This is a genomic window from Streptomyces azureus, from assembly GCF_001270025.1.
GTDB lineage: Bacteria > Actinomycetota > Actinomycetes > Streptomycetales > Streptomycetaceae > Streptomyces > Streptomyces azureus.
The window spans coordinates 21,055-46,703 of sequence record NZ_DF968533.1 but is presented as its reverse complement, the minus strand read 5'-3'; the positions used below and the strand labels follow the sequence as shown (position 1 = coordinate 46,703).

Annotated in this window: 26 protein-coding genes; 14 read left to right on the top strand and 12 right to left on the bottom strand. The window is 71.1% G+C overall.

What is annotated here, in order from left to right; genetic code table 11:
• Positions 1 to 25: 25 nt before the first annotated feature.
• Positions 26 to 1,516 carry a SulP family inorganic anion transporter gene (locus tag AOQ53_RS38155; protein ID WP_174523416.1) on the top strand — a complete coding sequence of 497 codons (1,491 nt, stop codon included), beginning with the start codon at positions 26 to 28 and terminating at the stop codon, positions 1,514 to 1,516.
• Between the two features lie 53 nt (positions 1,517 to 1,569).
• Here the strand turns inward: AOQ53_RS38155 and AOQ53_RS38150 are convergent, their stop codons facing one another.
• Positions 1,570 to 1,920: an alpha/beta fold hydrolase gene (locus AOQ53_RS38150; RefSeq protein ID WP_236711973.1), complete on the bottom strand. Its 351-nt coding sequence runs from the start codon at positions 1,918 to 1,920 to the stop codon at positions 1,570 to 1,572.
• Here AOQ53_RS38150 and AOQ53_RS38145 point away from each other — a divergent pair.
• Positions 1,852 to 2,295 carry a MarR family transcriptional regulator gene (locus AOQ53_RS38145; RefSeq protein ID WP_059425018.1) on the top strand — a complete coding sequence of 148 codons (444 nt, stop codon included), beginning with the start codon at positions 1,852 to 1,854 and terminating at the stop codon, positions 2,293 to 2,295. The two genes, AOQ53_RS38150 and AOQ53_RS38145, sit on opposite strands and share 69 nt — an antisense overlap.
• A gap of 169 nt (positions 2,296 to 2,464) precedes the next feature.
• The gene (locus AOQ53_RS38140) at positions 2,465 to 3,271 is read left to right on the top strand and encodes a GNAT family N-acetyltransferase (protein ID WP_059424501.1); all 807 of its coding nucleotides are present in this window, start codon (positions 2,465 to 2,467) and stop codon (positions 3,269 to 3,271) included.
• A gap of 24 nt (positions 3,272 to 3,295) precedes the next feature.
• Here AOQ53_RS38140 and AOQ53_RS38135 read toward each other — a convergent pair whose 3' ends face one another.
• The gene (locus AOQ53_RS38135; protein ID WP_059424499.1) at positions 3,296 to 4,351 is read right to left on the bottom strand and encodes a LacI family DNA-binding transcriptional regulator; all 1,056 of its coding nucleotides are present in this window, start codon (positions 4,349 to 4,351) and stop codon (positions 3,296 to 3,298) included.
• 212 nt (positions 4,352 to 4,563) lie between these two features.
• Here AOQ53_RS38135 and AOQ53_RS38130 point away from each other — a divergent pair, with 212 nt between their 5' ends.
• Positions 4,564 to 5,184, top strand: coding sequence for an antibiotic biosynthesis monooxygenase family protein (locus tag AOQ53_RS38130; protein WP_059424498.1), 621 nt, complete (start codon positions 4,564 to 4,566; stop codon positions 5,182 to 5,184).
• A gap of 2 nt (positions 5,185 to 5,186) precedes the next feature.
• Here AOQ53_RS38130 and AOQ53_RS38125 read toward each other — a convergent pair whose 3' ends face one another.
• The 3 genes from AOQ53_RS38125 to AOQ53_RS38115 form a co-directional block, all read right to left on the bottom strand.
• Positions 5,187 to 6,605, bottom strand: a complete 1,419-nt coding sequence (locus AOQ53_RS38125) for a sensor histidine kinase (protein WP_059424496.1) — start codon at positions 6,603 to 6,605, stop codon at positions 5,187 to 5,189.
• Positions 6,606 to 7,325, bottom strand: a complete 720-nt coding sequence (locus AOQ53_RS38120) for a response regulator transcription factor (protein ID WP_078945695.1) — start codon at positions 7,323 to 7,325, stop codon at positions 6,606 to 6,608.
• A gap of 117 nt (positions 7,326 to 7,442) precedes the next feature.
• On the bottom strand, positions 7,443 to 8,519 hold the full coding sequence (locus tag AOQ53_RS38115; RefSeq protein WP_059424492.1) for an LLM class flavin-dependent oxidoreductase: 1,077 nt from the start codon (positions 8,517 to 8,519) through the stop codon (positions 7,443 to 7,445).
• A gap of 713 nt (positions 8,520 to 9,232) precedes the next feature.
• Between AOQ53_RS38115 and AOQ53_RS38110 the strand changes: the two genes are divergently transcribed.
• Positions 9,233 to 9,568 (top strand): YnfA family protein, encoded by a 336-nt coding sequence (locus AOQ53_RS38110; protein ID WP_059424491.1) that lies wholly within the window; start codon positions 9,233 to 9,235, stop codon positions 9,566 to 9,568.
• 21 nt (positions 9,569 to 9,589) lie between these two features.
• On the opposite strand, the gene AOQ53_RS38105 is transcribed toward AOQ53_RS38110, so the two are convergent.
• Positions 9,590 to 10,024, bottom strand: a complete 435-nt coding sequence (locus AOQ53_RS38105; RefSeq protein WP_059425016.1) for an ester cyclase — start codon at positions 10,022 to 10,024, stop codon at positions 9,590 to 9,592.
• A gap of 121 nt (positions 10,025 to 10,145) precedes the next feature.
• Here AOQ53_RS38105 and AOQ53_RS38100 point away from each other — a divergent pair, with 121 nt between their 5' ends.
• Together AOQ53_RS38100 and AOQ53_RS45130 are read left to right on the top strand one after the other, a co-directional pair.
• Positions 10,146 to 10,922, top strand: a complete 777-nt coding sequence (locus AOQ53_RS38100; protein WP_059424489.1) for an SDR family NAD(P)-dependent oxidoreductase — start codon at positions 10,146 to 10,148, stop codon at positions 10,920 to 10,922.
• Complete coding sequence (locus tag AOQ53_RS45130) at positions 10,922 to 11,086, top strand: hypothetical protein (RefSeq protein WP_167745811.1); 165 nt, start codon at positions 10,922 to 10,924, stop codon at positions 11,084 to 11,086. The genes AOQ53_RS38100 and AOQ53_RS45130 overlap by 1 nt, the downstream gene beginning before the upstream one ends.
• Positions 11,087 to 11,377: 291 nt before the next feature.
• Here AOQ53_RS45130 and AOQ53_RS38095 read toward each other — a convergent pair whose 3' ends face one another.
• A complete protein-coding gene (locus AOQ53_RS38095; RefSeq protein WP_059424487.1) occupies positions 11,378 to 12,571 on the bottom strand; it encodes an RtcB family protein in 1,194 nt (397 codons plus the stop codon).
• A gap of 171 nt (positions 12,572 to 12,742) precedes the next feature.
• Here AOQ53_RS38095 and AOQ53_RS38090 point away from each other — a divergent pair, with 171 nt between their 5' ends.
• From AOQ53_RS38090 to AOQ53_RS38080, 3 genes are all read left to right on the top strand, one after another.
• Positions 12,743 to 13,561: a hypothetical protein gene (locus AOQ53_RS38090; protein ID WP_059424486.1), complete on the top strand. Its 819-nt coding sequence runs from the start codon at positions 12,743 to 12,745 to the stop codon at positions 13,559 to 13,561.
• Positions 13,562 to 13,679: 118 nt separating this feature from the next.
• Positions 13,680 to 14,558, top strand: coding sequence for a DUF3558 family protein (locus tag AOQ53_RS38085; RefSeq protein WP_059424484.1), 879 nt, complete (start codon positions 13,680 to 13,682; stop codon positions 14,556 to 14,558).
• A 112-nt stretch (positions 14,559 to 14,670) separates the two neighbouring features.
• Positions 14,671 to 15,918, top strand: coding sequence for a DUF2637 domain-containing protein (locus tag AOQ53_RS38080; RefSeq protein WP_059424481.1), 1,248 nt, complete (start codon positions 14,671 to 14,673; stop codon positions 15,916 to 15,918).
• 43 nt (positions 15,919 to 15,961) lie between these two features.
• Here the strand turns inward: AOQ53_RS38080 and lysS are convergent, their stop codons facing one another.
• Positions 15,962 to 17,704, bottom strand: a complete 1,743-nt coding sequence (gene lysS, locus AOQ53_RS38075; protein WP_059424479.1) for a lysine--tRNA ligase — start codon at positions 17,702 to 17,704, stop codon at positions 15,962 to 15,964.
• A gap of 149 nt (positions 17,705 to 17,853) precedes the next feature.
• Between lysS and argS the strand changes: the two genes are divergently transcribed.
• Positions 17,854 to 19,626 (top strand): arginine--tRNA ligase, encoded by a 1,773-nt coding sequence (argS, locus tag AOQ53_RS38070; RefSeq protein WP_059424477.1) that lies wholly within the window; start codon positions 17,854 to 17,856, stop codon positions 19,624 to 19,626.
• Positions 19,627 to 19,702: 76 nt separating this feature from the next.
• On the opposite strand, the gene AOQ53_RS38065 is transcribed toward argS, so the two are convergent.
• The gene (locus AOQ53_RS38065; protein ID WP_059424475.1) at positions 19,703 to 20,086 is read right to left on the bottom strand and encodes a peptidase inhibitor family I36 protein; all 384 of its coding nucleotides are present in this window, start codon (positions 20,084 to 20,086) and stop codon (positions 19,703 to 19,705) included.
• Between the two features lie 307 nt (positions 20,087 to 20,393).
• Between AOQ53_RS38065 and AOQ53_RS38060 the strand changes: the two genes are divergently transcribed.
• Together AOQ53_RS38060 and AOQ53_RS38055 are read left to right on the top strand one after the other, a co-directional pair.
• Entirely contained in the window at positions 20,394 to 21,233 is an 840-nt protein-coding gene (locus AOQ53_RS38060; protein WP_059424473.1) for a peptidoglycan-binding protein, read from the top strand.
• Complete coding sequence (locus tag AOQ53_RS38055; RefSeq protein ID WP_059424471.1) at positions 21,230 to 22,057, top strand: DUF2690 domain-containing protein; 828 nt, start codon at positions 21,230 to 21,232, stop codon at positions 22,055 to 22,057. The genes AOQ53_RS38060 and AOQ53_RS38055 overlap by 4 nt, the downstream gene beginning before the upstream one ends.
• A gap of 12 nt (positions 22,058 to 22,069) precedes the next feature.
• Here AOQ53_RS38055 and AOQ53_RS38050 read toward each other — a convergent pair whose 3' ends face one another.
• Positions 22,070 to 22,570 (bottom strand): DinB family protein, encoded by a 501-nt coding sequence (locus tag AOQ53_RS38050; protein ID WP_059424468.1) that lies wholly within the window; start codon positions 22,568 to 22,570, stop codon positions 22,070 to 22,072.
• A gap of 86 nt (positions 22,571 to 22,656) precedes the next feature.
• On the opposite strand from AOQ53_RS38050, the gene AOQ53_RS38045 reads away from it, so the two are divergent.
• Positions 22,657 to 23,442: a DUF4253 domain-containing protein gene (locus tag AOQ53_RS38045; RefSeq protein ID WP_059424466.1), complete on the top strand. Its 786-nt coding sequence runs from the start codon at positions 22,657 to 22,659 to the stop codon at positions 23,440 to 23,442.
• A 9-nt stretch (positions 23,443 to 23,451) separates the two neighbouring features.
• On the opposite strand, the gene AOQ53_RS38040 is transcribed toward AOQ53_RS38045, so the two are convergent.
• A complete protein-coding gene (locus AOQ53_RS38040; RefSeq protein ID WP_059424465.1) occupies positions 23,452 to 24,285 on the bottom strand; it encodes an arylamine N-acetyltransferase family protein in 834 nt (277 codons plus the stop codon).
• Positions 24,286 to 24,363: 78 nt separating this feature from the next.
• Positions 24,364 to 25,587 (bottom strand): aminotransferase-like domain-containing protein, encoded by a 1,224-nt coding sequence (locus AOQ53_RS38035; RefSeq protein WP_059424463.1) that lies wholly within the window; start codon positions 25,585 to 25,587, stop codon positions 24,364 to 24,366.
• Positions 25,588 to 25,649 lie beyond the last annotated feature (62 nt).

Sequence of the window (25,649 nt, the reverse complement as noted above, 5' to 3'; positions counted from 1 at the left end):
AGCTGTTTCCTTGTCTTCCTCCGTACTGTCTCCCGCCGCCCGACTGCGCGGTCTCAAGCCCGACTGGCTGCGTGACCCGAAGGTCTGGCGCACCGAGGTACTGGCCGGCCTGGTGGTCGCGCTCGCGCTGATCCCGGAGGCGATCTCCTTCTCCATCATCGCCGGGGTCGACCCGGCGATCGGCCTGTTCGCCTCCTTCACCATGGCCGTCACCATCGCGGTCGTCGGCGGCCGCCGGGCGATGATCTCCGCCGCCACCGGCGCCGTCGCCCTCGTGATCGCGCCCCTGAACCGTGAGCACGGCTTCGGCTACCTCGTCGCCGCCGTGATCCTGGCCGGTGTGTTCCAGATCGTCCTCGGCGCGCTCGGCGTCGCGAAGCTGATGCGGTTCGTGCCGCGCTCGGTGATGGTCGGCTTCGTGAACTCCCTCGCCATCCTCATCTTCATGGCGCAGGTGCCGGAGATGACCGGCGTGCCGTGGCCGGTCTATCCGCTGATCGCCGCCGGGCTGGCGCTGATGGTGTTCTTCCCGAAGGTCACCACCGTGGTCCCGGCGCCGCTGGTGTCCATCGTCATCCTGACCGTGATCACCCTGGCGGCCGGGATCGCCGTGCCGACCGTGGGCGACAAGGGCGAGTTGCCGTCCTCCCTGCCCGTGCCGGGGCTGCCGGACGTGCCGTTCACCCTCGACACGCTGACGACCGTGGCCCCGTACGCGCTCGCCATGGCGCTGGTCGGGCTCATGGAGTCCCTGATGACGGCCAAGCTGGTCGACGACATCACCGACACCCACTCCTCCAAGACCCGCGAGTCCGTCGGACAGGGCGTCGCCAACATCGTCACCGGCTTCTTCGGCGGCATGGGCGGCTGCGCCATGATCGGCCAGACGATGATCAACGTACGGGTGTCCGGCGCCCGCACGCGCCTGTCGACGTTCCTCGCCGGCGCGTTCCTGATGGTGCTGTGCGTCGTCTTCGGGCCGGTCGTCTCCGACATTCCCATGGCGGCGCTGGTCGCGGTGATGGTCATGGTGTCGGTCGCCACCTTCGACTGGCACTCCATCGCGCCGAAGACGCTTCTGCGGATGCCGGCCGGGGAGATCACGGTCATGGTGGTCACCGTCGCGTGCGTGGTCGCCACCCACAACCTCGCCGTCGGTGTGGTCGTCGGCTCGATCACCGCGATGGTCGTCTTCGCCAAGCGCGTCGCCCACCTCGCCGAGGTCACCGCCGTCACCGGCCCCGACGGCACGACGGTCGTCTACCGGGTGACGGGCGAGCTGTTCTTCGCCTCCGTAGGCGACCTCGTCGGCCGGTTCGACTACGCCACCGACCCCGACAAGGTCGTCATCGACCTGTCCGCCGCGCACATCTGGGACGCCTCGTCCGTCGCCGCCCTGGACGCCATCGAGACCAAGTACGCCCAGCGTGGCAAGACCGTCGAGATCATCGGCCTGAACGAGCCCAGCGCCCGGATCCACGAGACGCTCAGCGGCGAACTCGCCGGCGGCCACTGACCGGGCGCGAGCAACCGCGCGTGTCGGACCCGTCGCCAAGGCGGCTGCGGCGCTCAGGCAAGGAACTCTGCCAGCAGGCGGTCGAGTTCGGCAGGTCGCTCGGTGGGGATGGAGTGGTGGGAGGCGTCAGGCAGGGTGACGACGCTTGCTTCGGGCAGGAGCCGACGTGCGGCGGCCGCTGTGCGTGGCACGTCGTGAACCCGGCTGTGTTCGGCCAGGAGCACCAGGGCCGGGACAGTACAGGCCCTCAAGTGCTGTGCCCTGGGGCGTCGCATGGCGACGACCTTCGACCGCCGGGCGGTGGCGGTACTGTCCAGGAACGCCCGCCACACCGGATTCTCAGGGGTGCGGCCGGTCTCCCACCGGTGGAAGGCCCGCACGCGCTCCGCGGTGAAGGGCTTCATCCCACGGATGTGCGCGCACTGATCCACCTGCTGGACGCCGGCCGGGAGGGCGTGAGAGCCACGCCCGGATGGCTCGGAGCGCAGTTGGGTGTGAACTCGGCATCGACCACTGCCCTGGTCGACCGGCTGGAGCGGCTGGGGCTCGTGCGCCGGGAACGGGACACGCGCGACCGCCGGCGGGTGCTCCTGGTCGTCCAGGACGAGGCCGTCACCCTGGGCTGGTCGTTCTTCGGGCCGCTGATCCACGAGATGGTCGCCGAGATGCGGTCCTTCGAGGAGAAGGAGCTGGCCACGGTGCGGCGTTTTCTGCTGGCCATGCGCGATGTCGCCGCCACACGCCGACGGGCCCAACAGGACAGCTCTGCCGGACGGTGACAGGGCGAGCAGGAGACGCGAGGGCCGGAGCGGGCTGCAAGGCGGGCGCCGTGTCGAGGGCCGTGGGCGGGGATCGCCGTACGGTCGGGATGAGGCAGCCCCGCGAAGGGCAGTACGTGTACGGGGCACGGCCAACGCCCGTGCGCCGTCGCCGATCTGGGGAGATGTCATGCACGATCTCGCGGACTCGATCGAATCGATGGAGCAGCTCGCCGCGGTGTGGCGGGTCATGGTGCTCGACCGGGATCCGCGGGCGGACGTCCGCGATCTGCCGGGGATCGCCGTCCGCTGGGCCGACTGCCGGTTCGCCTTCTGGAACTGCGTCACGCTGACCGAGCACGGCACCACCGCCGGGCTGCTGAAGCAGCGGCTGAACGAGGTCGCGGAGATCATGCGGTCGAAGAAGTGCCCCGGTTTTCTGTGGGTCTTCGAGGATCTGCTCGACGACGACGCGCGCGCGGGGCTCGGGGAAGCCGCCGAGCGAGCCGGGCTCGTCCACGCCTTTCCCGGTACGGGGATGGCGGGGGACTTACTGCCCGTTCCCGAGCCCGCCCACCCCGACCTCACGTTCGTACGCGTGACCACCGATGAGCAACTGCGCGCCTTCGCCGACATCAACTCGCGTGCCTACGGGTTCCCGTTGGAGGACGGCCGTGACGGGCTAGGACGCTCCTCGCTGTGGAAGAGCCAGGTGTACGCCTGCCTGGGCGTGCGCGACGACGGCACTCCCGTGACCTGCGCCGCCACCGTCGAGGCCGACGGCCGCCTCTTCGTGCTGCTCGTCGCCACCGATCCGGCGTGGGAGCGGCGGGGATACGGGGAAGCGGTGACGCGGAAGGCCCTGCACGAGGGCGGCCGGGCCACCGGGCTGACCCGGGCGACCCTGCACGCCACCGCCGCCGGAGCGCCCGTGTATCCGCGCATCGGGTTCAGGGCGAACTCCCCGATGCGGTTCTTCGCCCTCGCGGAGGGCTGACGCCGGCCCGTGTCTCCAGCGCCCCTACACCGCGTCACGGCACCCGCCCGCCGGCTCGCCGCCCCGCTCCACCTCGCCCCCGGCACGGGCCACCGGCGCGGTCGTGGCACGCGGGAGCACATACGTCGGCAGCACGACATGCCGCTGGTGGTCAGCCCCGGAGTCGTCGATGAGCTTCAGCGCCAGCTCGCCGGCCTCCCGGCCCATGTCCGAGGGTGACTGGGCGACCGTGGACAGGTCGAACCAGTCGGCCAGCGGCTGGTCGTCGAAACCGAGGACGGAGATGCGTTCGGGTACGGCGATCTGCGTCTTGCGCAGGTTCCAGATGAGGGCGACGGCGACCTCGTCCTGCTCGGCGAAGACGGCGGTGGGCGGCTCGCGCAGGCTCAGCAGCATGCCGAGCACCTCGGCGGCGGCGCGCTTGTCGCCGACCCGCGTGGACACCACCAGCTCGTCGTCGAGCGGGACCGCCGCCTCGTTGAGCGCCTGCTGGTAGCCCAGCAGCCGTTCGTTGGAACTGAAGGAGAAGCCGCTCGTGCCCGCCGTCTGGACGAAGGCGATCCGGCGGTGGCCGAGGTTGAGCAGGTGCCGGGTGCCGTGCAGGGCGCCGGCCACGTCGTCGACGTAGACGCTGGGCCGTCCGGCGACATGTTGGCTGACGTAGATCACCGGCATGCCGAGGTCGTCCAGCCGTGCGGTCTCCTCGACGGTCAGGTCGAAGGAGAACACCAGGAGCGCGTCGGCGTTGCGGCGTGCCGGGAGGTGCTCGAAGAACGCCGTGCGCTCGGCCAGGTCCGGGATCTCGTAGACGTTCAGCTGCATGCCCGCCGCCCGCAGCAGCGGGGCCAGGCTGGACAGGGCGGATCCCATGAACCAGGAGTCGAGCGTCGGGACCAGCACCGCCACCGTCCCGGTCCTGCCCGTGACCAGGCTCGCGGCCTGCCGGGACACGGCGAAGTTCAGCTCGCGCGCGGCCTTCTCGACCCGCGCCCGCACCTCCGCCGAGACCGTGGACAGGCCGCGCAGCGTGCGCGAGACGGTGGATGTGGAGACCCCGGCCCGTTCGGCGACGTCGGCCATCGTGGGGTGCCGTTGAGCTGGAGGCATGAGCGGACGGTAGCAGCCGTCGGACCGGGCCGGACCGAGCGCCGAGCCCCGGACGGGCGACCCACTCCAGGACGGCCTGCTGGGTCCGACCAGGCGGTGTGGCCGGCGGGGTAAAGCAGTTGACGGCTCCCTGCCGCCCTCGGGCACGATCACGGTTCCGCTCCCTTCACGAAGGAGTTCCGTCCGTGCCCTCAGCCCCCTTCCCGGACCTGACCGTGCCCGGCACGTTGGTGATCGGCACGCGGTACGCCGACGGCCTGGATCAGCAACAGTCTGCCGTGGAAGCCGAGTTCGACGCGCTGGCGACCATGCCCGCCGGGCTCGCCGCCGTCAGCTGGTTCCTCAGTACCGACGCGGAGACGGTGCTGACGCTCGCCCAGTGGACCGACGACACCGCGGCTCCGCCGGCCGGCCCGCCCCGCTACCGGCTGTACCGCAGCCTCGTCGAGGAGCAGGAGACGCGCGTCCCGGGGTGTCTCATCACCGCCGCCTTCGACGTCGACGGGCCCGAGCGGCAGCGCGCCTTCACCGACGCGGTGATCGAGGCACAGCCGCGCGAAGGCGGCCACCCCGGGGCGATCTCCGCCCACTTCCTGCACAGCGTCGACGGCAGCCGGGTGTTGCTCTGCACCGAGTGGACCAGCGTGGAGGCCCACCGGGAGGCCGCCGAGGCCGGGGATCACGACAAGGGGCACGAGCTGTTCTCGGGGACGCCCGGGGTGCGGCTCACGCACGGCGGGCGGTTTCACCTGTATCGCACCCTGCGGCGGGATCCGGCGAGGGGAGCCTCACGCGAAGGCAGGTGATGTCAGTCGAGCCCCCCACCCACCGTGAACCCGATCACCGTCCCGCCCCCCTCCCGCCGGAACGCGAACGGCGCTCCCCCGTGCGCGAGTGCCACCTCGCGGACGATGGACAGGCCCAGACCGGAACCCGGCAGGGAGCGGGCGTCGGCGGCGCGGTAGAAGCGGTCGAAGACGCGGTCGAGGTCCTTGTCGGATATGCCGGGACCGCGGTCGAGGACCTCGACGCGGATCGTGCCCGGCCGGGCGGGTCCGGCGACGACGATCTCGATGGGGGCCGAGCCGCCCTGGTCGAACTTCACCGCGTTCTCGACGAGGTTGGACAGCGCCCGGGTCAGCATCCCGGGCCGCCCGTCGGTCGTGGTGTCGCCGCTCGCGCGGAGCAGGATCCGCCTGCCGCTGCGGCGCCGGGCGAGGCCCGCCACCTCCTCCGCGATGTCGGCGACGTTCACCCGCTGCGGCGGCTCGGTGTCGGACTGCCCGGCCGCGAGGTCGACGAGCTCGTTGACCAGGTCGGTCAGCTCGCGGGCCTCCTGACCCAGGTCTGCGACCAGTTCCTCGCGGGTCCCGGGCGGGAGTTCGTCGATCCGGCGGAGCAGGGAGATGTTCGTACGCAGGGAGGTCAGCGGCGTACGCAGCTCGTGGCCCGCGTCCTGGACCAGGCGGCGCTGGTCCTCCTCGGACTGGGCGAGCCGCCCCAGCATGCGGTCGAAGGCCCGGCCGAGCCGGCCCACCTCGTCGTGCCCGGCGACGGGCACCTGGATGCCGAGCCGGCGGGTGCGGGCGACATCCTCGGCCGCGTCGGTGAGGACGACCAGGCGGCGTGTGATCCGCCGGGCCAGCCACCAGCCGAACAGGCCGGCGGCGATCACGACGGCGGCCATCAGCAGGAGCGTCCGCCGCTGGAGCGCCCGCAGCAGGTCCTCCACGTCGCTGAACTCCTGCGCGACCTGCACCGCTCCCCGGCCGCCGCCGAGCGAGACGGTCGCGACGCGGTAGACGTCGTCGCCCACGTCGACGTCCCTGTGCTCGGCCACCCGCCCGGACACGGCCGCCGCGGCGATCCGCACATCGGCGCCGGCGACCGGCAGCCCCGGACTGCCCCGGTCGACGACATGCCCGTCCGGGCCGAGCACCTGCACATCCGTCCGGGCGGGCCGGACCAGGTCGTGGCCCGGCGCGGCGGACGAGAAGTCGCCGGGCGTCATGCGGTTCTCCCGCACCTCGTCGCGCAGGTCCTGCACGACCTCGTCGAACACGGTCTGCTGGTCCACCCGCACCAGCCGGGCCGCCGCGCTGTACGACAGGATGCCGACCAGCATCGTCACGGCCGCCGTCACCGCCGCGAACGACACCGCGAAGGTGGTGCGCAGCGAGACCAGCTTCGGCCGCCGCCCGTCCAGCAGCCGGCCGAGGCGGCCCACTCAGTCCTCCCGCAGCACGTAACCCACGCCACGCACCGTGTGGATCAGCTGCGGCGCGTCCGGCTCGTCGAGCTTGCGGCGCAGATAGCCGACGTAGACGGCGAGGTTCTTCGAGCCGGGGCCGAAGTCGTAGCCCCAGATGCGGTCGTAGATCGTCGAGTGGTCGAGGACGATGCCCGCGTTGCGGACCAGCAGCTCCAGCAGTTCGAACTCGGTGCGGGTCAGCTCCAGCTCGCGGGCGCCGCGCCAGGCCCGGCGCGCCTGCGGGTCCATGCGGATGCCGGCCGCCTCGATGAACCGCTCGGGGACCGGCCGGGGCGCCTCGGCCACGGGTGCGCCGCCGACGCCCACCGGGCTGGTGCGGCGCAGCAGGGCGCGCAGCCGGGCGAAGACCTCCTCCACGTCGAAGGGCTTCACCACGTAGTCGTCGGCGCCCGCGTCCAGGCCGGCGATCCGGTCGGCGGTCTCCACGAGGGCCGTCAGCATCAGGATCGGCGTCCGGTCTCCCTCGGCGCGCAGCACGCGGCACACCTGGAGCCCGTCGATGCCGGGCATCATCACGTCCAGGACGAGGACGTCCGGACGGTTGCGGTGGGCCTGTGCCAGCGCCTCGACACCGTCGGCGACCGCCATGACCTGGTAACCCTCCAGGGTCAGGGCGCGCTCCAGGGCGTTGCGGATGGCGCGGTCGTCTTCGGCGAGCAGCACTGTTTGGGACACGCGTCCAGTGTGCCCCGCCGCCGGGGTTCCGGGACCGGATGAGCTGCGCCGGAGCGTCCTTCTTACTGCCCTCTCACCAGGGGTCACGCAACCACAGGCGGGGTGCCTACCGTCCTCTCACCCTCGGGCCCCGGCGAGCCGGGCCGCGTGCGTCGGCGCGTCCGGCACGTCCGCCGGGCGGCCCACGGCGAACTCCTTGCGCAGCACCGGCACGACCTCCTCGCCCAGCAGGTCGATCTGCTCCAGCACGGTCTTCAGCGGCAGCCCGGCGTGGTCGACCAGGAACAGCTGGCGCTGGTAGTCACCGGCGTAACTGCGGAAGGCCAACGTCTTCTCGATGACCTGCTGCGGCGAGCCGACGGTCAGCGGCGTCTGCGCCATGAAGTCCTCCAGCGACGGCCCGTGCCCGTACACCGGCGCGACGTCGAAGTACGGCCGGAACTCACGCACGGCGTCCTGCGAGTTCCGCCGCATGAACACATGCCCGCCGAGCCCGACGATCGCCTGCTCGGGCGTGCCGTGCCCGTGGTGCGCGTACCGCGTCCGGTACAGCTCGACCATCCTCTTGGTGTGGTCGGCCGGCCAGAAGATGTTGTTGTGGAAGAAGCCGTCGCCGTAGTACGCGGCCTGCTCGGCGATCTCCGGCGAGCGGATCGACCCGTGCCAGACGAACGGCGGTACGCCGTCCAGTGGGCGGGGCGTGGCGGTGAACCCCTGCAACGGCGTACGGAACTTCCCCTCCCAGTCGACGGCCTCCTCGCGCCACAGCCGGTGGAGGAGGGCGTAGTTCTCGATCGCGAGCGGGATGCCCTGCCGGATGTCCTGCCCGAACCAGGGGTAGACGGGGGCGGTGTTGCCGCGACCCAGCATGAGATCCACCCGGCCGTCGGCCAGGTGCTGGAGCATCGCGAAGTCCTCGGCGATCTTCACCGGGTCGTTGGTGGTGATGAGCGTGGTGGCCGTGGAGAGGATCAGCCGCTCGGTGCGGGCGGCGATGTGGCCGAGCATGGTGGTCGGGGACGAGGGCACGAACGGCGGGTTGTGGTGCTCGCCGGTGGCGAAGACGTCGAGGCCGGCCTCCTCGGCCTTCAGTGCGATGGCGACCATGGCCTTGATGCGCTCGCGTTCGGTCGGCGTCCGGCCGTTGGTCGGGTCGGGCGTGACGTCGCCGACGCTGAAGATCCCGAACTGCATGCTCGCTCACCCTCCAGGTTGTTTACACTTCAACCATACCTCCGCCTTTCAGAAGTGGTAGGGGTCCCCCGTATCCAGGACGAGCACCGCTGCCGGTCGTCGCGCCGGTCGCGGTCCACCGTCCCGCCGACCCACACCGTGTCGAGCTCCGGCCCCACCTCCGGCGGCGCCACGGCGACCGCACCCGCAGGGCGGTCCGCTCCCCCACGCCGTCCGCCGCCAGCGCCCCCCGTCCGGGACAGCACCACCTGCCGCCCCGACCGCGCGCACCCCTCCGGCAGCTCCTGCCGGTCGGCCAGCGGCTCCGACCACCGCAACCGCACGGTCGCGTCCGCGACGGCGGCGGACCCGTGGTTGCGCGGCGTGAACGCCAGGTCGACGAGACCGGCGGAGAGGAGGCGGACCCGTGGCAGGCGAGATCGGCCCCAGGGCCACGCCGGTCGCCGGCAGGAGCCGCCCCGGAGGCCGGAGCCCCGGAGACCGGCGTGGCCACCCCGGTCACCAGCCCGGACACGGCAGCGACCCCCACGGCCCGCGCGGCGAAACCCGCACGCCGAAGACCCGCTCTCACCCCATACCGCCCGCTCCTCGCACCGCCGGAACAACCACCACTGGGACACCCCGATGCATCCCACGCGGAGCGCCCCGCAGGCGCCGTCCATCAGGTGACACCGCACCCTTCGAGTCCCGCCCGGGCGTGCGAAGCTGCCCGCATGCAGATCCTGCGTTCCGCCACCCTCTTCGTCCTCGCCGCCCTGCTGGAGATCGGCGGCGCGTGGCTGGTCTGGCAGGGCGTGCGCGAGAACAAGGGCTGGCTGTGGGCGGCCGGCGGCGTCCTCGCGCTCGGCGCCTACGGCTTCGTCGCGACGTTCCAGCCCGACGCCCACTTCGGCCGCGTCCTCGCCGCGTACGGCGGGATCTTCGTCGCCGGCTCGATCCTGTGGGGCGTGATCGCGGACGGTTACCGCCCGGACCGCTGGGACATCACGGGCGCACTGATCTGCCTCGCGGGTATGGCGGTGATCATGTACGCCCCGCGAGGAAACTGACCGGCCTCCCGGGCCGGGGGCTCAGAACGGCTCGTCGGGCAGCAGCCCCAGCTGCCCCAGGAAGTCCATCTCGTCGAAGTACAGGCGGTAGTCGACGATCCGGCCGTCCTTCACGGTGGCGATGTCCACCCCGCGGATCCTGATCTCCTTCTGGGTCGGGGGCAGCGTCTCACCATTGGGCAGTTGCAGCGGCCCGGTGTTCCGTCCGCTGAAGATCCCTTCGTCGATGGCGGTGTCGCCGACTTCGTAGGAGTGCAACGGCTGGAACGTCGCCTCGGGGAGCGCCTCCGTCATCGTCCGCCAGTACTCGACGATGTTGTCGCGCCCGTGCAGCTCGCCCTCGTCGGGGGTGAAGGCGACCGCGTCCTCGGCGTACAGCTCGCTGATGACGTTCAGATCGGCGTGCGTGGTGACCGCGTCCGTGAGCCGGTCCATGACCTGGCGTGCCTCTCCCATGACCAACCTCCAGAGGAACAGGAGGATCACCCGCCCCCATTCTCCCACCGCGGAGCCCACTTATCCTGGCCGCAGGCCTTCGCACAGAAGTCGGCCCGTCCGCCACGCCCGAGGAGCTCCCATGGCCACCGCCGCCCCGTCCGCCGCCTCCCGCATCGCCGTCGTCACCGGTGCGAGCAGCGGAATCGGCGCCGCCACGGCCCGGCAGCTCGCCGCCGCGGGCTACCGCGTCGTCCTCACCGCCCGCCGCAAGGACCGCATCGAGGCGCTGGCGGAGGAGATCACCAAGGCCGGCCACCAGGCCACGGCGTACGCCCTCGACGTCACCGACCGCGCGGCGGTCGACGAGTTCGCCACGGCCTTCAAGACGATCGGCGTGCTGGTCAACAACGCGGGCGGCGCGCTCGGCGCCGACCCGGTCGCGACCGGTGACCCCGCCGACTGGCGCCAGATGTACGAGACGAACGTCATCGGCACGCTCAACCTCACCCAGGCCCTGCTGCCCAAGCTGGTCGCGAGCGGCGACGGCACGGTCGTGGTCGTCTCCTCCACCGCGGGCCACGGCACCTACGAGGGCGGCGGGGGCTACGTCGCCGCCAAGCACGGCGCGCACGTCCTCGCCGAGACCCTGCGCCTGGAGATCGTCGGCCAGCCGGTCCGCGTCATCGAGATCGCCCCCGGCATGGTCAAGACGGACGAGTTCGCCCTCACCCGCTTCGGCGGCGACGAGGACAAGGCGGCCAAGGTCTACGAGGGCGTCGCCGAACCCCTCACCGCCGACGACGTCGCCGACACCATCACCTGGGCGGTCACCCGCCCCAGCCACGTCAACGTCGACCTCCTGGTCCTCCGCCCCCGCGCCCAGGCCTCCAACACGAAGGTCCACCGGGACCTGTGATGCCGGACGCCGAACCCGATCAGGAGCGGGAGCGGGAACGGCGGCGCCTCGCCCAGGAGACGAAGAACGAACGCCACATGTGGTGGTGGCTCGCCTACTTCCTCTTCGGCATCCACATCGTGGCGTTCGTCATGATCTACGCGGTGATGCACGCCCCGAAGTAGCTCTCGCTCACAGGAGTGAACATCCTCGATCGCCCGAACGGCAGTTGAACTGGCGCTCCAGGCTCACGCCACACCATCAAAGCGACGGCCCTCGGCCGGGACCGGCATCCCGACCGACAAGGAAGTAGAGGCTTCCCTGTGGCTGACTGCGAGCCTAGCGCTCACAGAATCCCGCTCTCAGTACCGACCATCGACGACGCCCGCGCCAAACCAGGACACTCCGTCAACGCGTGCCGGGCTCGCCTCAACAAGCTCCTCGACGGAGTGGTACCGCTGCCCGACTGACCACTCCTAGCCCTTGACGCAGACAACCTGCTTCAGCTTCGCCACGACCTCCACCAGGTCCCGCTGCTGGTCGATGACCTGCTCGATCGGCTTGTAGGCGCCCGGGATCTCATCCACGACGCCGGAGTCCTTGCGGCACTCCACGCCCCGCGTCTGCTCCTCCAGGTCCTTCGTGGAGAACCGGCGCTTCGCCGCGTTCCGGCTCATGCGCCGGCCCGCGCCGTGCGAGGCCGAGTTGAAGGACTTGTCGTTGCCGAGGCCCTTCACGATGTACGAACCCGTGCCCATGGAGCCCGGGATGATCCCGTACTCGCCGGAGCCGGCCCGGATCGCGCCCTTACGGGTCACGAGCAGGTCCATCCCGTCGTAGCGCTCCTCGGCCACGTAGTTGTGATGCGCGCTGATCTCCGGCTCGAAGGTCGGCTTCGCCTTCTTGAACTCCTTGCGGATCACGTCCTTCAGGAGCGCCATCATGATCGAGCGGTTGTACTTCGCATACTCCTGCGCCCAGAACAGGTCGTTCCGGTACGCCGCCATCTGCGGGGTGTCCGCGACGAAGACGGCGAGGTCGCGGTCGACCAGGCCCTGGTTGTGCGGGAGCTTCTGGGCCACGCCGATGTGATGCTCGGCCAGTTCCTTGCCGATGTTGCGGGAACCGGAGTGGAGCATCAGCCAGACAGAACCGGTTGTATCCGTGCAAACCTCGACGAAGTGGTTTCCCCCGCCGAGCGTTCCCATCTGCTTCGTGGCACGTTCCTGACGGAACTTGACCGCCTCCGCAACCCCGTCGAACCGCCCCCAGAAGTCGTCCCACCCGGCCGTGGCCAACCCATGGAACCGCCCCGGATCGACGGGATCGTCATGCATCCCCCGCCCCACCGGGATCACCTGCTCGACCCGCGACCGCAGCCGGGACAGGTCCCCGGGCAGGTCGTTGGCCGTCAGGGACGTCTTCACCGCCGACATTCCGCAGCCGATGTCGACGCCCACCGCCGCCGGGCACACCGCACCCCGCATGGCGATGACCGAGCCGACCGTCGCACCCTTGCCGTAGTGCACGTCGGGCATGACGGCCAGGCCCTTGATCCAGGGCAGCGTGGCGACGTTCTGGAGCTGCTGGAGTGCGGAGCCTTCGACCGTGGACGGATCGACCCACATCCGGATCGGTACTTTCGCACCAGGTATCTCTACATACGACATAGCGTCCTCAATCCCCCGCAAACGAACAGAAGTCCTCAACAGCAAATACCGGAGCCAAGGTCGACGAAAGGGAATCCGGACCGGCGTCCACGGCAGTGCGTGCGATACACATTGTGTTCACCGGCCGCCCCGCGGCGGCAAGCCATTATCCGCGTCGAGAGGAGCCACCACGTGCAACGGAAGGCGTACGCACCCGGCATCGCCGCGCTCCTCGCGGCCCTGCTGGCCGGCTGCACCGGCAGCTCGGGCGACGGCGGCCCGACAGAAGACTCCAACCCGGGCGACACGGGCACGGCCTCGGCCGCCGCCGAGCCGGGCCGGTACCGCACGCTGCCCGAGCCCTGCGGCGCCGTCGGGCAGAGCTCCCTCGACGAACTCCTGCCGGGTATCCGGCAGATCACCGACGAGAAGCAGCGCGAGAAGGCGTACGAGGGCGAGGCGACGGTCACGTACGACACCGACCGCAAGGTCGGCTGCCAGTGGAAGGTCGATTCGCAGCAGGCCACCGACCATCTGCTCGTCGACTTCGAACGGGTCGTCTCCTACGACAACGCGGTCAGTGACGACAACCAGGCCGAGCAGCTCTTCGCGGAGAAGGAGGCGGCGGCCCACCTGCCCGAGCCGACCGCCACCGAGTCGGCGGCCGTCGGCAGCACCCCGGCCGGCGGTTCCTCCGCCGCTCCGAGCGGCTCCCCGTCCCCGTCGGGCAGCACGTCACCGTCGGCGTCCGCCTCCGCCGCCCCGACCGATCTCCAGCCCCGCGTCCTGGAGGAGGTCGGCGACGAGGCCTTCCTCGACGACGAGCTGAGCAGCTCCGGTTCGACGGCCAAGCAGCGGACGGTGACTGTGGCATTCCGCACGTCCAACGTCATCGTGACCATCGAGTACGCCGAGCAGCCGGCCACCGTCGGCGTCGTCCCGGACAGCAAGGAAATGCAGGACAGGGCCCGGAAACTGGCCTCGCAACTGGCCGACTCGCTGAGCGGCTGAGGCCCCTTCACGCCCCCTTCACGCGCACCCGCAAAGCGCCCGAAGGAAGAACACACAGCGGCCTCACCGCGTACCGTGACCACTCGGACCCGTCCCGACCGCAGGAACCACGAGCGTCATGAGTGAAGGAACCATGCAGCGACGAGCACAGCGAGACCGAGACCAGCGAGCGAAGCGACTCCACCGCGTCCTTGTCTGCGCGGCCGCCGTCCCCGTGATGCTGGTCGCCGCCGGCTGCTCCTCGGACTCCGGCTCCGGCGACAGCACGGACACGGCCGCGAAGGCCGCCGCCTCGGCGTCCGCGAGCCCGTCGCCGACCGTTCAGGCGGCGGCGTACGGCAAGCTTCCGGAGCCCTGCAAGGTGCTGTCGAAGAAGACGCTGAAGGACCTCGTCCCGGCGGGTAAGTCCGGCAAGGAGGGCAAGTCGGACGACATCTCGACCCGCGGCAACTGCTCCTGGAACAGCCTCGACAACAACGGCGTCAAGGGCTCGCAGTTCCGCTGGCTGAACGTGTCGATGCTGCGCTTCGAGTCGGACGTCACCCGCGGCCCGGCCGACAAGCTGGCCCAGGAGTACTTCGAGAAGCAGGTCCAGGACGCCCAGGCCATGGAGGGCGCCAAGAGCACCAAGTCGGAGCCGGTGCCCGGGACGGGCGACGAGGCGACGGCCGTGCGCTACGAGCTGAAGAAGAAGGAAGGCACCTTCAAGCAGCAGACGGTCGTGGCACGCGTCGAGAACGTGGTCGTCACCATCGACTTCAACGGCGCGGGCCTGGCGGGCGACAAGAGCCCGAGCGCCGACGACCTGATGAAGGACGCGAAGAAGGCCGCCAAGGAGGCGGTGGCGGCGGTGTCCGAGGCGAACGGCGCGGGCGGCGGCAAGGCGAGCGGCGCCCCGTCCGAGTCCCCCTCGAAGTCGGCGTCCAAGGACGCGTCGGACGAGCCGTCGGACGACGCGTCGAAGTCGCCGTCCAAGAAGCCCGCGTCGAAGAGCTGAACAGGCCCGACGGGATCCGGCCACCCGTCCTCCGCACACATGTGCCACCCTGTTGCGCGCAACAACACGCAAGGGGAGGGGAGTACGGGTGGCCGCGCCACAGCTGACTCGGATGCACCGCGTTCTCATCGGTGTGGTCGTGGCCGGTGCCGTGATCATCGCCGGCATCGGCTTCGCCGGTTCGTACGCGGCCGTCCGCGAACTGGCCCTCAAGAAGGGCTTCGGGAACTTCTCCTACGTCTTCCCGATCGGCATCGACGCGGGCATCTGCGTCCTGCTGGCCCTGGACCTGCTCCTCACCTGGATCAGGATCCCCTTCCCGCTCCTGCGCCAGACGGCGTGGCTCCTGACAGCGGCGACGATCGCCTTCAACGGCGCGGCCGCCTGGCCGGATCCGCTCGGTGTCGGCATGCACGCGGTGATCCCGATCCTGTTCGTGGTCGCGGTCGAGGCGGCCCGCCACGCGATCGGCCGGATCGCCGACATCACGGCCGACAAGCACATGGAGGGCGTCCGCCTCACCCGCTGGCTGCTCTCCCCCGTGCCGACGTTCCTCCTCTGGCGCCGCATGAAGCTCTGGGAGCTCCGCTCCTACGACCAGGTCATCAAGCTGGAGCAGGAACGTCTCGTCTACCAGGCCCGGCTGCGTTCCCGCTTCGGCCGGGCGTGGCGCAGGAAGGCCCCGGTGGAGTCGTTGATGCCGCTGAGGCTGGCGCGCTACGGCGTGCCCCTGGCGGAAACGGCCCCGGCGGGACTGGCGGCGGCGGGCATAGAGCCCGCGCTGATCCCCCCGCCGCCACAAACCGATCCGGCTGCGGGCAGTCGTGCCCCAGGGGCGGCACCCGTCCCGCAGAAAGCGGCGCCTCCCGGAGAGCAGCGCCCACAACTCGAGAGCAACCACAACGCCGAGCAAGCGGACGACATCCCGGAGCCTGACCAGAGCCCCTGGTTCAACGCCCCGCGCGAGGTGGAGTACCAGGGCGGCTACGACCCGGCCTACGACCCCGAGCAGTACGCCCAGTGGATCGCGGAACAGCAAGAGGCCGAGCAGTACCAGACCCAGTACGAGCAGGAACCCTCCCCGGAGGACACCGGGAGCTTCCCCATCCCGGTGGGCCCCAACCGCACCCGGGAACTGGGCGACGGCGGCGGCGCCCCGCCGGCCCCCGAGCCGGACGAGGAGTCGTACTACCAGGTCTTCAAGCAGTCGATCAACGGCAGCTACCCGACCCCGAACCAGCTCGTCGACAACCTGGAAGCGGAATACGGCATCCGCATCGACGCCACGGAAGCCAAGCGCATGGTCGACCGGTTCAGCAGCCGCCACTACAAGGAACTGGAAGAAGAGCACATCGCATGAAGAAGGGGCCCTGCGGACAGAGCCCCTCCCTCCACACCGGCGACTACTCCCCGAGCAGGGCCCGAACCCGCTCCTGCCCCACCGCCAGCAGCAGCGTAGGCAGCCGCGGCCCCGTATCCCGGCCCACCAGCAGGTGGTACAGCAGGGCGAAGAAGGACCGCTGGGCGGTCTTGATCTCCGGCGGCAGTTCCTTCGGCGTGGCGTCGGCCGAGAACCCGGCCTGCACCTTCGGTACGCCGTAGACGAGGTGCGTCAGCCCGTCCAGCGACCAGTGGTCGGCCAGCCCGTCGAGCAGCAGCCGCAGCGACTCCCGGCCCTGCTCGTCCAACGACTTCAGCAACTCCGCGTCGGGCTCGTCCCGCACGATGGTCCGCTGTTCGGCCGGCACGTGCGTGTTGATCCAGGCCTCGGCCTTGTCGTACCGCGGCCGCACCTCGTCGAGCGAGGTCAACGGCTGCTCCGGGTCCAGCTCGCTCAGGATCCGCAGCGCCTGGTCCTCGTGCCCGGCGGTGATGTCCGCGACGGACGCCAGCGTCCGGTACGGCAGCGGCCGGGCCGTCCGCGGCAGCTCACCGGCGGCCGTGCGCACCGCACGCGAGTGCGCGGCGGCGTCGGCGGGCAGGACGCTGCCGTCGGCGACCTTGGCGTCCAGCCGGTCCCACTCGTCGTACAGCCGCTGGATCTCCTGGTCGAAGGCGACCTTGAAGGACTGGTTGGGCCTGCGGCGGGCGTACAGCCAGCGCAGGAGCTGCGGTTCCATGATCTTCAGGGCGTCGGCGGGCGTGGGCACGCCGCCCTTGGAGGACGACATCTTCGCCATGCCGGAGATGCCGACGAAGGCGTACATCGGGCCGATCGGCTGCTTGCCGCCGAAGATCCCGACGATCTGCCCGCCGACCTGGAACGAGGACCCGGGAGACGTGTGGTCGACGCCGCTCGGCTCGAACACGACCCCTTCGTACGCCCACCGCATCGGCCAGTCGACCTTCCAGACCAGCTTGCCGCGGTTGAACTCGCTCAGCCGGACCGTCTCGGAGAAGCCGCACGCGGTGCAGGCGTACGTCAGCTCGGTGGAGTCGTCGTCGTAGGACGTGACGGTCGTGAGGTCCTTCTCGCAGTTGCCGCAGTACGGCTTGTACGGGAAGTACCCGGCGGCTCCGGAGCTGCCGTCGTCCTCGCCGGCCGCGCCGGAGCCCTCGGCGGCCTCCAGCTCGGCCTCGTCGAGGGGCTTCTGCTGCTGCTTCTTGGCCGGGGCCTTCTTCGTCCGGTACTGGGCGAGGATCGCGTCGATGTCGCCGCGGTGCCTCATGGCGTGCAGGATCTGCTCGCGGTACACGCCGGAGGTGTACTGCGCGGTCTGGCTGATCCCGTCGAACTCCACGCCCAGCTCGGCCAGCGACTCGATCATCGCGGCCTTGAAGTGCTCGGCCCAGTTGGCGTGCGAGGAGCCCTTGGGCGCCGGAACGGACGTCAGCGGTTTGCCGATGTGCTCGGCCCACGACTCGTCGACGCCCGGGACACCGGCCGGCACCTTGCGGTAGCGGTCGTAGTCGTCCCAGGAGATCAGGTGCCGCACCTGGTACCCCCGGCGGCGGATCTCGTCGGCGACGAGATGCGGGGTCATGACCTCGCGCAGGTTCCCGAGGTGGATGGGGCCGGACGGTGAGAGGCCGGACGCGACGACGACGGGTTTGCCCGGGGCCCGACGCTCCGACTCCTCGATGACCTCATCCGCGAAACGGGAGACCCAGTCGGTGGTCTCGGTGCTCTGAGCCACGATCGGCACGTCCTTCTTTCTGCATCGGGCAGCCGGTACGGTCGCACGGCTGACCGCACCATTGTCCCAGACCTGCTCGCGCCCGGAAAAACGGCTTTACCTCCATGGGATACTGGCCGTGTCTATCCATTTCCTCGAGGAGAACGGCACCCTTTCCTATGGCCTCGGTCACGTCCCTCAGCGACTCCGTCCACCAGCGCCTCGCGGCGGCCCTGTCGGCGGCTGTGCCGCAGGCCGGTTCCGCGGACCCGCTGCTGCGACGAAGCGACCGGGCCGACTTCCAGGCCAACGGGATCCTGGCCCTCGCGAAGAAGGAGAAGGCGAACCCGCGGGAGCTGGCGACGCAGGTCGTCTCCCGGGTCGAGCCGGGTGACGTGATCAAGGACATCGAGGTCTCCGGCCCCGGCTTCCTGAACATCACGATCACGGACCGGGCGATCACTCAGACCCTCGCCGCGCGCTACGCGGACGACACCGGCCGCCTCGGCGTGCCGCACGCCGAGCAGCCCGGCACCACGGTCATCGACTACGCCCAGCCGAACGTGGCGAAGGAGATGCACGTCGGTCACCTGCGCTCCGCGGTGATCGGCGACTCGGTGGCGCAGCTGCTGGAGTCCACCGGCGAGAGCGTGGTCCGGCGTCACCACATCGGCGACTGGGGCACCCAGTTCGGCATGCTCATCCAGTACCTGGAGGAGCACCCGCACGAGCTGGACCACCACGACGGCGAGGACCTCCAGGCGTCCGGCGAGCAGGCCATGTCGAACCTGGACCGCCTCTACAAGGCAGCCCGCAAACTCTTCGACGCGGACGAGGAGTTCAAGACGCGGGCCCGCCGCCGGGTGGTCGACCTCCAGGCGGGCGACCCGCAGACCCTCGCCATGTGGCAGAAGTTCGTCGACGAGTCGAAGATCTACTTCTTCTCCGTCTTCGAGAAGCTGGACATGGAGATCCGCGACGAGGACATCGTCGGCGAGTCCGGGTACAACGACATGCTCGCGGAGACCTGCCGCCTGCTGGAGGAGTCGGGCGTCGCGGTCCGCTCCGAGGGCGCTCTGTGTGTCTTCTTCGACGACATCAGGGGCCCGGACGGCAAGCCGGTCCCGCTGATCGTGCAGAAGTCGGACGGCGGCTACGGCTACGCGGCGACCGACCTCTCGGCGATCCGCGACCGCGTCTTCAACATCAAGGCGAACACGCTGCTGTACGTGGTGGACGCCCGCCAGTCGCTGCACTTCAAGATGGTCTTCGAGACGGCCCGCCGGGCTGGCTGGCTGAACGAGGACGTGCACGCGGTGCAGCTCGCCTTCGGCACGGTCCTCGGCAAGGACGGCAAGCCGTTCAAGACCCGTGAGGGCGAGACGGTCCGCCTGGTCGACCTGCTGGACGAGGCGATCGACCGTGCCTCGGCGGTGGTCCGGGAGAAGGCACAGGACCTCTCCGAGGAGGAGATCGCCGAGCGGGGCACCCAGGTCGGCATCGGCGCGGTGAAGTACGCGGACTTGTCGACGTCGGCGAACCGCGACTACAAGTTCGACCTGGACCAGATGGTCTCGCTGAACGGCGACACGTCCGTCTACCTCCAGTACGCCTACGCCCGTATCCGGTCGATCCTGCGCAAGGCCGGCGAGTCCCGTCCCCTCGCGCACCCCGAGCTGGATCTGCACGAGGCGGAGCGTGCGCTCGGCCTGCACGCGGACTCGTTCGCGGCGACGGTGGCGGAGGCGGCGGCGGAGTACGCCCCGCACAAGATGACGGCGTACCTGTACCAGCTGGCATCCCTCTACACGACGTTCTACGACAAGTGCCCGGTCCTGAAGGCCGAGTCGCCCGAGCAGATCGAGAACCGCCTGTTCCTCTGCGACATCACGGCCCGCACCCTCCACCAGGGCATGGCCCTGCTGGGCATCCGGACGCCCGAGCGGCTCTGAGCCTGGCCCTGCCGTGACAGGCCGAGGGCGGCACTCCCCCCGTGGAGTGCCGCCCTCGGGCGTTACGGAGCGCAGGTCACCGGCAGTTGACCCACTTGTTGGACTTCATGTAGTGGCCCGTGTTGTCGGACTTCTTGTATCCCCTCGGGATGATGCCGTCGCTCCCGCCGTGGTTCTTCTCGGAGAACCACTGGAAGTCGCAGGAAGCGCCGTGGTTGTACCAGGACCGGAAGTTCTGGAAGACAGAGAACTTGGTCAGGTCCTTGTTGGTCCCCGCGACCTTCTGCATGCGGCCGGTGTAGTTCTGCCCGGCCCAGACGCAGAACCAGCCCGACGGACAGTCCGACGCGGCCTGCGGCCCGACCTCGGCCGCACCGGCCCCACCCGCGCCGCCGGCCAGCAGACCACCGGTCAGCGCAAGGCCCCCGGTCATGACGGCGAGCTTCCTGGTCATACGCATGCTGTTTCCCCCTTCGTGGGCGGGCCGACCGCACCGGCCGGCTCGGCAACGAGACTGCGGCCCGAGGACCCGGGTCCGCCACAGTCGCCTCCCAAGTGACGTACTCGCGGGACATCCCACGCGCTGACCTGCGGCGACGCCGTACGCCGGGACGGTGTGGCGGGACGGTCGCGGCGAGCGTGGCCGAATCGGTAGGGGGCGGCGGGGAGAAGGGAACCGATGTATGGGGCACCGCGTGGATGCTGATGCAGAATGCGGCGGTGACGGGGACCGCTGACCACGGTCCACGAACGCGAGTGGGGGGAACATGTCGCGTTGGAAAGGGCTGCCCGAGGAACTGGATCCGCGCGTACGGCAGTTGGTGGTGCGCTTACGCCGGGTGAAGGACCACAGCGGACTGAGCCTGCGCCAGCTCGCGGCCAAGACGGGGTACAGCACGTCGTCCTGGGAGCGCTACCTGGCCGGCAGATCGCTCCCGCCCAGGGAGGCCGTGGAGGCGATGGCCCGGCTCGGCGGTGATGACGCGACCCGCCTGCTCGCGCTGCACGAGGTCGCCGCGGAGGCGTGGGGCAAGGGGGCGGACCGGCCGAGCGAGCCGGCCGGGGACGGGACGGGCAGAGGGCCGGACCCGCAGAGCCCGCAGCGCGGAACGAAGCCCGGGGCCGAGCCCGGCACCGAGCTGGGGACCGGCGCACCCCGGCCCCACGGCCGGGCACTGCGCATCACGCTCATCGCGGGGTCCGTGGCCCTGGTGCTGGCCGTCGCCGCCACGGTCCTGCTCGCCGTACGGCTCACGGACGGCGAGGGCGGAGCGGCCGCGGCCGGCCTCACCGCCTCCGCCACGACGGCACCGGGATCGCCCAGGGAGTCGGAGCGGCCCCGGTACACCTGCCGGGCGGAGCGGATCGACGGCCGCTGGTACGCGGGCAACAGCCGCACCCAGAAGGCCGTCCTGGCGAACGGCCACGCCGGACCGGAGGTGGCCGAGGCACAGTGCCTGCTGCGCGAGGCGGGCCTCTCACCGGGCGCCGTGGACGGCATCTTCGGCCCGCACACGGAACGCGCGGTCAGGGCCCTCCAGAAGCGGGCGAACCTGGTCGTTGACGGCATCATCGGCCCGCACACCTGGAAGGCCCTGCGGGAATGACGCCGACCCCGCCGGGCCCGCTGCCGCCGGAGCGCGCCCGCCTCGCCTCCGTGCTGACGGAGTTGAAGGCGGGCGCGGGCCTGAGCCTGGCGGCCCTCGCGGCGAAGACGACCTTCAGCAAGTCGTCCTGGGAGCGTTACCTCAACGGCAAGACGCTCCCGCCGCGCCAGGCGGTACAGGAGCTGTGCCGCCTCGCGGGCGAGCCGGAGGGCCGGTGTCTCGCGCTGTGGGAGCTCGCGGAGTCGGAGTGGAGCGGCCGGGCGGCGCCGGCCACGCGTACGCAGACGGAGACGCCCGCGCCCACGGAGGCGGAGGCCAGACCCGCCGTCGGCGGCAGGGGCGCGGTCATGGCGATACTCGCGTCGGTGTGCGCGATCGCGGCCGGCGGCCTGTCCGTGGCCCTGGTCCTCCTCGCGGGCCAGTCCGGCGACCCCCGGCCGGCCCCGCCGTCCCCTTCCGCCCCGGCACCCCGCTGCCGTGCGGCCGCCTGCGAGGGCCGGAGCCCGATGCACATGAGATGCGGCACGGCCCCGCTCACCCTCGCCTCGCACCGCACGTCCACCGGAGCCCACCTCGAACTGCGCTACAGCGAGAAGTGCGAGGCCGGCTGGGCCCGGATGTGGAGCACGCGGATCGGCGACCGCCTGGAGCTGAACCGGGCCGACGGAGGCCGCCGTCCGCACTTCGCCGAGGTCACGGACGACATCGCCGCACAGTCCTACGTCTACACACCCATGACCGAAGCCCGCCCCGGCACGACCGTCCGGGCCTGTTTCCGCCCGGCGACGGGAGGCAGCCGCGAGTGCTTCGACGCCCGCGTCTGACGGGCCGCCGGGTCAGCGCCGGGCCGTGGTGTTCGCGCCGTCCAGTGCCTCCCGGACGATGTCCGCGTGCCCGGCGTGCTGGGCCGTCTCCCTGATCAGGTGGAGCAGGATCCGGCGCGCCGACCAGTGCTCGGGCTCCGGCGGCGACCAGGGAGTCGTCGGCAGAAGCACCCTCTGCCCCAGGTCCGGCAGCCCGGCCACGGCCTCGTCGGTAGCCCGGGCGGCCGCCGCGTACCGCTCCAGCAGCGCGGGGAGCGTCTCGCCCTCTGCCATGCGGTACTGCCCCATGTCGAGCATGCCGTCGGGGAGTTCACCGTCGCCCTTGGTCATGATCTGCGTCCACACCTCTTCCCCCTGAGCGAGATGCTTCACGATCCCGCCCAGGGTCAGTTCACTGACGGTCGTACGCTGCGCGGCCTGCGCGTCGGTGAGTCCGCGCACGGTGATCAGCAGCAACTCCCGCTGCTCCGCGAGCGCCTGCGACAGGTCCGTCTTCTCCGGGGAAGTGGTCATGAGAGGACCGTAGGGAGCAAGTAGGTCAGAGTGTGTCCTCCAAGGGGCCGGTCCGATTGTCAGTGGTCGCCTCTAGAGTCACGACCATGGCGACTCTTCCCAATCCCCTGCCGAAGCTGGCGGCAGACCCGAGCGGCAGCGCACTCGGACTCCGGCTCCCCGCCGGGGCCCTCGTCGATATCACGGTCGAGGGCTCCTGGCACGAGCCGCTGCTGTGGTACGCGGACGAGCGGGCCCTCCCGGGTGGCTGGGCAGCACTGGAGCCGGCCCGTCGTACGGGACTGCTGCCTGTCGTGCTCGACGTGGGGGACGGGCACGACGGGCCGGACCGCTGGCAGTTGATGCCCGGCGCGGTGTCGTACCCCGGGGACCATGACGCCGAAGAGGTCCTGGCGGAGTACTGGGAGGAGTACGCCGCGGAGGGCGACGCATGGCCCGGGCCGGCCGGCCCGCTCCCCTACGCGCAGGACCCCGACGCGGTCGCCGCCGGAGCCGCGGACGCGTTGCTCGACGGCGGTGGCCCCCTCAAGGACCCCCGCCTCGCCCTCGTCCCGGCCCGCCGCAGCGCCGACATCCCCGCGGCGATCGGCTGGACGGGCCCGGCGAACCACGAGGGCGACACGGCCCGGCTCAGCGCGGTGCTGCGCTCCTGGGAGGACCGCTTCGGCATACGGGTCGTGGCCCTCGGCTTCGATCACCTGCTGGTGTCGGTCGCCGCCCCGCCCGTCACGACGGCCGACGCGGAGGCCGTGGCCGCCGAGCACTTCGCGTTCTGCCCGGACAACGTCCTGCAGAGCGCCGACCCGACGCTGTGGGCCTACGCGGAGCACCAGGTTCTCGGCCGGCAGGTCTGGCAGTTCTGGTGGGACTGACGCGACCCGTCAGCCGGTCAGCAGCGTCATCCCCTCCGGCGCGGTGATGCCGAACTCCTCGTCCAGGAGCCGCCGCGCCTCCGCCTCACCGGTCACCTCCCGCTCGGTGACCGTCCCGTCGGGGCGGGTCTGGGTGAGGAGCCGGCCGTCGAGCAGGAGGTGCCGCGTGGCGCCGACGTGCTGGACGTAGACGCGCTGGGCGAACGGCGAGCGCGGGTTGGTGGCGATATGCCAGTTGATGACGTCGAAGTCGGGCTTCTCGAAGGGCTCCAGGGTGAAGGCGTACTGCCCGGTCCAGTCGTCCTTCTCCTGGTCGTGGGCCTGGAGCAGCCACATCTCCAGCGGACCGTCGTGCGGCACGTGCACCAGGCGGTGCCGCCGCCCGGCCCCGGCGAACTCGACGTCCGCGATCAGCGGCACCGGCTCCAGCAGCGAGCCGATCGCCCCGAAGCCGACGTCCGCGAGGTACGGCCGTGGTTCGCCGGGGACGTGGGCCAGCAACGCCATGTGGGTGCGCGGCCGGCTCGCGATGGTGTCGGCGCCGACGACGACCCGCGCGGTCAGCAGGGTCACCCGGAAGCCCAGTGCCTCCAGCGCGCAGGCGAACAGCGTGTTGTGCTCGTAGCAGTAGCCGCCGCGCCGGCTGTGGACCAGCTTGGCCATGAGGTCGGCCGGATCGAGGGAGGGGGCCCTGCCACGCAGTGCGTCGAGGTTCTCGAACGGGACGGCCCGCATGTGCGCCAGATGCACACCGCGCAGGGTGGCCGCGTCGGCCCGCCGCTCCCCGTCCCATCCGATCCGCCGGAAATACGCGTCGAGGTCGAACTGTGTGGAGTCCAGCATGGCGTCACCGTAACGACACTCGTCCCACCCCGTCCGCAGCCCACAGCAGGAACCCCCGCTCCGCCGTTGGTCCTAGGCCTACAGGGCCCGGGCTCGCGGCCCGCCGGTCCGCAGCCCCTCCCCCAGCCTCCGCAGCCCTTCCTCGATCTCCTCCGGCGTCTGCGTCACGAAGCACAGCCGCAGGGTCGTGCGGTCGGGCGTGCCGGCGTAGAAGGGGGCTCCGGGGACGTACGCCACGTCGTGCCGCACGACCTGCGGCAGCAGGGCCGTAGTGTCGTACGGCTCGGGCAGGCGCGCCCAGAGGAACATGCCGCCCTCGGGCCGGGTCCAGACCGACCCCTCGGGCAGCGCGCCGGGCAGAGCCGCGAGCATGGCGTCCCGGCGTTCGCGGTACACGCCGGCGACGCGCGTGACGTGCGCGTCCAGGTCGCGGTCGGCGAGGTACCGGGCCGCGGCGAGCTGGTTGACGGTCGGCGTGTGCAGGTCGGCGGCCTGCTTGGCGACGGCACAGGCGCGCCGCAGCTCACCGGGCGCGCGCAGCCAGCCCAGCCGCAGGCCGGGCGCCATGACCTTGGAGAAGCTGCCGAGCAGGACCGTACGGTCCTCGGCGCCCGGTTGGGAGGCGATCCACGGCAGGCGTTCGCCCTCGTAGCGGAGCTCCCCGTAAGGGTCGTCCTCGACGATCCACAGCCCGCGCCGGGCGGCGACGGCGGCCACGGCGGCGCGCCGCCCGGCGGGCAGCGTGCGGCCGGTGGGGTTCTGGAAGGTGGGCACGGTGTAGAGCAGCTTGGGCCGCTCGCGCGCCACGAGGTCCGCCAGAGCCTCGGGATCGACACCGTGCTCGTCGCCGGGCACGGCCACGATCCGCGCTCCGGCGAAGCCGAAGGCCTGAAGGGCCGCCAGATAGCAGGGGTTCTCGACGAGGACGGTGTCCCCGGGTTCGAGCAGCGCGGTGGCGAGGAGCGACAGGGCCTGCTGGGAGCCGGTGGTGACGAGCAGATCGCCGGGAGCGGTCGGCAGCCCGCGTGCCGTGGTGCGGCCTGCGAGCGCGGCCCGCAGCACGGGCTCGCCCTCGGTCGTGGAGTACTGCAACGCCCGGGCGGGTTCCTCGGCGAGGACGGCCCGGTACGCGGCCGCGATGCCCTCCGCGTCGAACAGCTCCGGCGCGGGCAGCCCGCCCGCGAAGTTGATCACCTCGGGGCGGGCGGTGACGGCGAGGATGTCCCGCACGGGAGAACCGCCGACCGATCGCGCCCGCGCGGCGAGCGGCGGCACGGCGGGTGCGGGCTCGGTGACGGTCATGACACGGCTCCTTCGGCTGCGGTGACGACTGTGCGCCACAGCCTAGGGAAGTACGTGCCACC

Excerpts from the sequence above, each read along its gene's own strand:
- AOQ53_RS38085 (WP_059424484.1), top strand. The coding sequence starts at position 13,680 with ATGAGTGAAGGAACCATGCAGCGACGAGCACAGCGAGACCGAGACCAG.
- AOQ53_RS38035 (WP_059424463.1), bottom strand. The coding sequence starts at position 25,587 with ATGACCGTCACCGAGCCCGCACCCGCCGTGCCGCCGCTCGCCGCGCGG.
- AOQ53_RS38150 (WP_236711973.1), bottom strand. The coding sequence starts at position 1,920 with ATGAAGCCCTTCACCGCGGAGCGCGTGCGGGCCTTCCACCGGTGGGAG.
- AOQ53_RS38045 (WP_059424466.1), top strand. The coding sequence starts at position 22,657 with ATGGCGACTCTTCCCAATCCCCTGCCGAAGCTGGCGGCAGACCCGAGC.
- AOQ53_RS38110 (WP_059424491.1), top strand. The coding sequence starts at position 9,233 with ATGCAGATCCTGCGTTCCGCCACCCTCTTCGTCCTCGCCGCCCTGCTG.
- AOQ53_RS38080 (WP_059424481.1), top strand. The coding sequence starts at position 14,671 with ATGCACCGCGTTCTCATCGGTGTGGTCGTGGCCGGTGCCGTGATCATC.
- AOQ53_RS38105 (WP_059425016.1), bottom strand. The coding sequence starts at position 10,024 with ATGGGAGAGGCACGCCAGGTCATGGACCGGCTCACGGACGCGGTCACC.
- AOQ53_RS38065 (WP_059424475.1), bottom strand. The coding sequence starts at position 20,086 with ATGCGTATGACCAGGAAGCTCGCCGTCATGACCGGGGGCCTTGCGCTG.
- AOQ53_RS38100 (WP_059424489.1), top strand. The coding sequence starts at position 10,146 with ATGGCCACCGCCGCCCCGTCCGCCGCCTCCCGCATCGCCGTCGTCACC.
- AOQ53_RS45130 (WP_167745811.1), top strand. The coding sequence starts at position 10,922 with ATGCCGGACGCCGAACCCGATCAGGAGCGGGAGCGGGAACGGCGGCGC.
- AOQ53_RS38095 (WP_059424487.1), bottom strand. The coding sequence starts at position 12,571 with ATGTCGTATGTAGAGATACCTGGTGCGAAAGTACCGATCCGGATGTGG.
- AOQ53_RS38060 (WP_059424473.1), top strand. The coding sequence starts at position 20,394 with ATGTCGCGTTGGAAAGGGCTGCCCGAGGAACTGGATCCGCGCGTACGG.
- AOQ53_RS38140 (WP_059424501.1), top strand. The coding sequence starts at position 2,465 with ATGCACGATCTCGCGGACTCGATCGAATCGATGGAGCAGCTCGCCGCG.
- argS (WP_059424477.1), top strand. The coding sequence starts at position 17,854 with ATGGCCTCGGTCACGTCCCTCAGCGACTCCGTCCACCAGCGCCTCGCG.
- AOQ53_RS38135 (WP_059424499.1), bottom strand. The coding sequence starts at position 4,351 with ATGGCCGACGTCGCCGAACGGGCCGGGGTCTCCACATCCACCGTCTCG.
- AOQ53_RS38040 (WP_059424465.1), bottom strand. The coding sequence starts at position 24,285 with ATGCTGGACTCCACACAGTTCGACCTCGACGCGTATTTCCGGCGGATC.
- AOQ53_RS38055 (WP_059424471.1), top strand. The coding sequence starts at position 21,230 with ATGACGCCGACCCCGCCGGGCCCGCTGCCGCCGGAGCGCGCCCGCCTC.
- AOQ53_RS38115 (WP_059424492.1), bottom strand. The coding sequence starts at position 8,519 with ATGCAGTTCGGGATCTTCAGCGTCGGCGACGTCACGCCCGACCCGACC.
- AOQ53_RS38050 (WP_059424468.1), bottom strand. The coding sequence starts at position 22,570 with ATGACCACTTCCCCGGAGAAGACGGACCTGTCGCAGGCGCTCGCGGAG.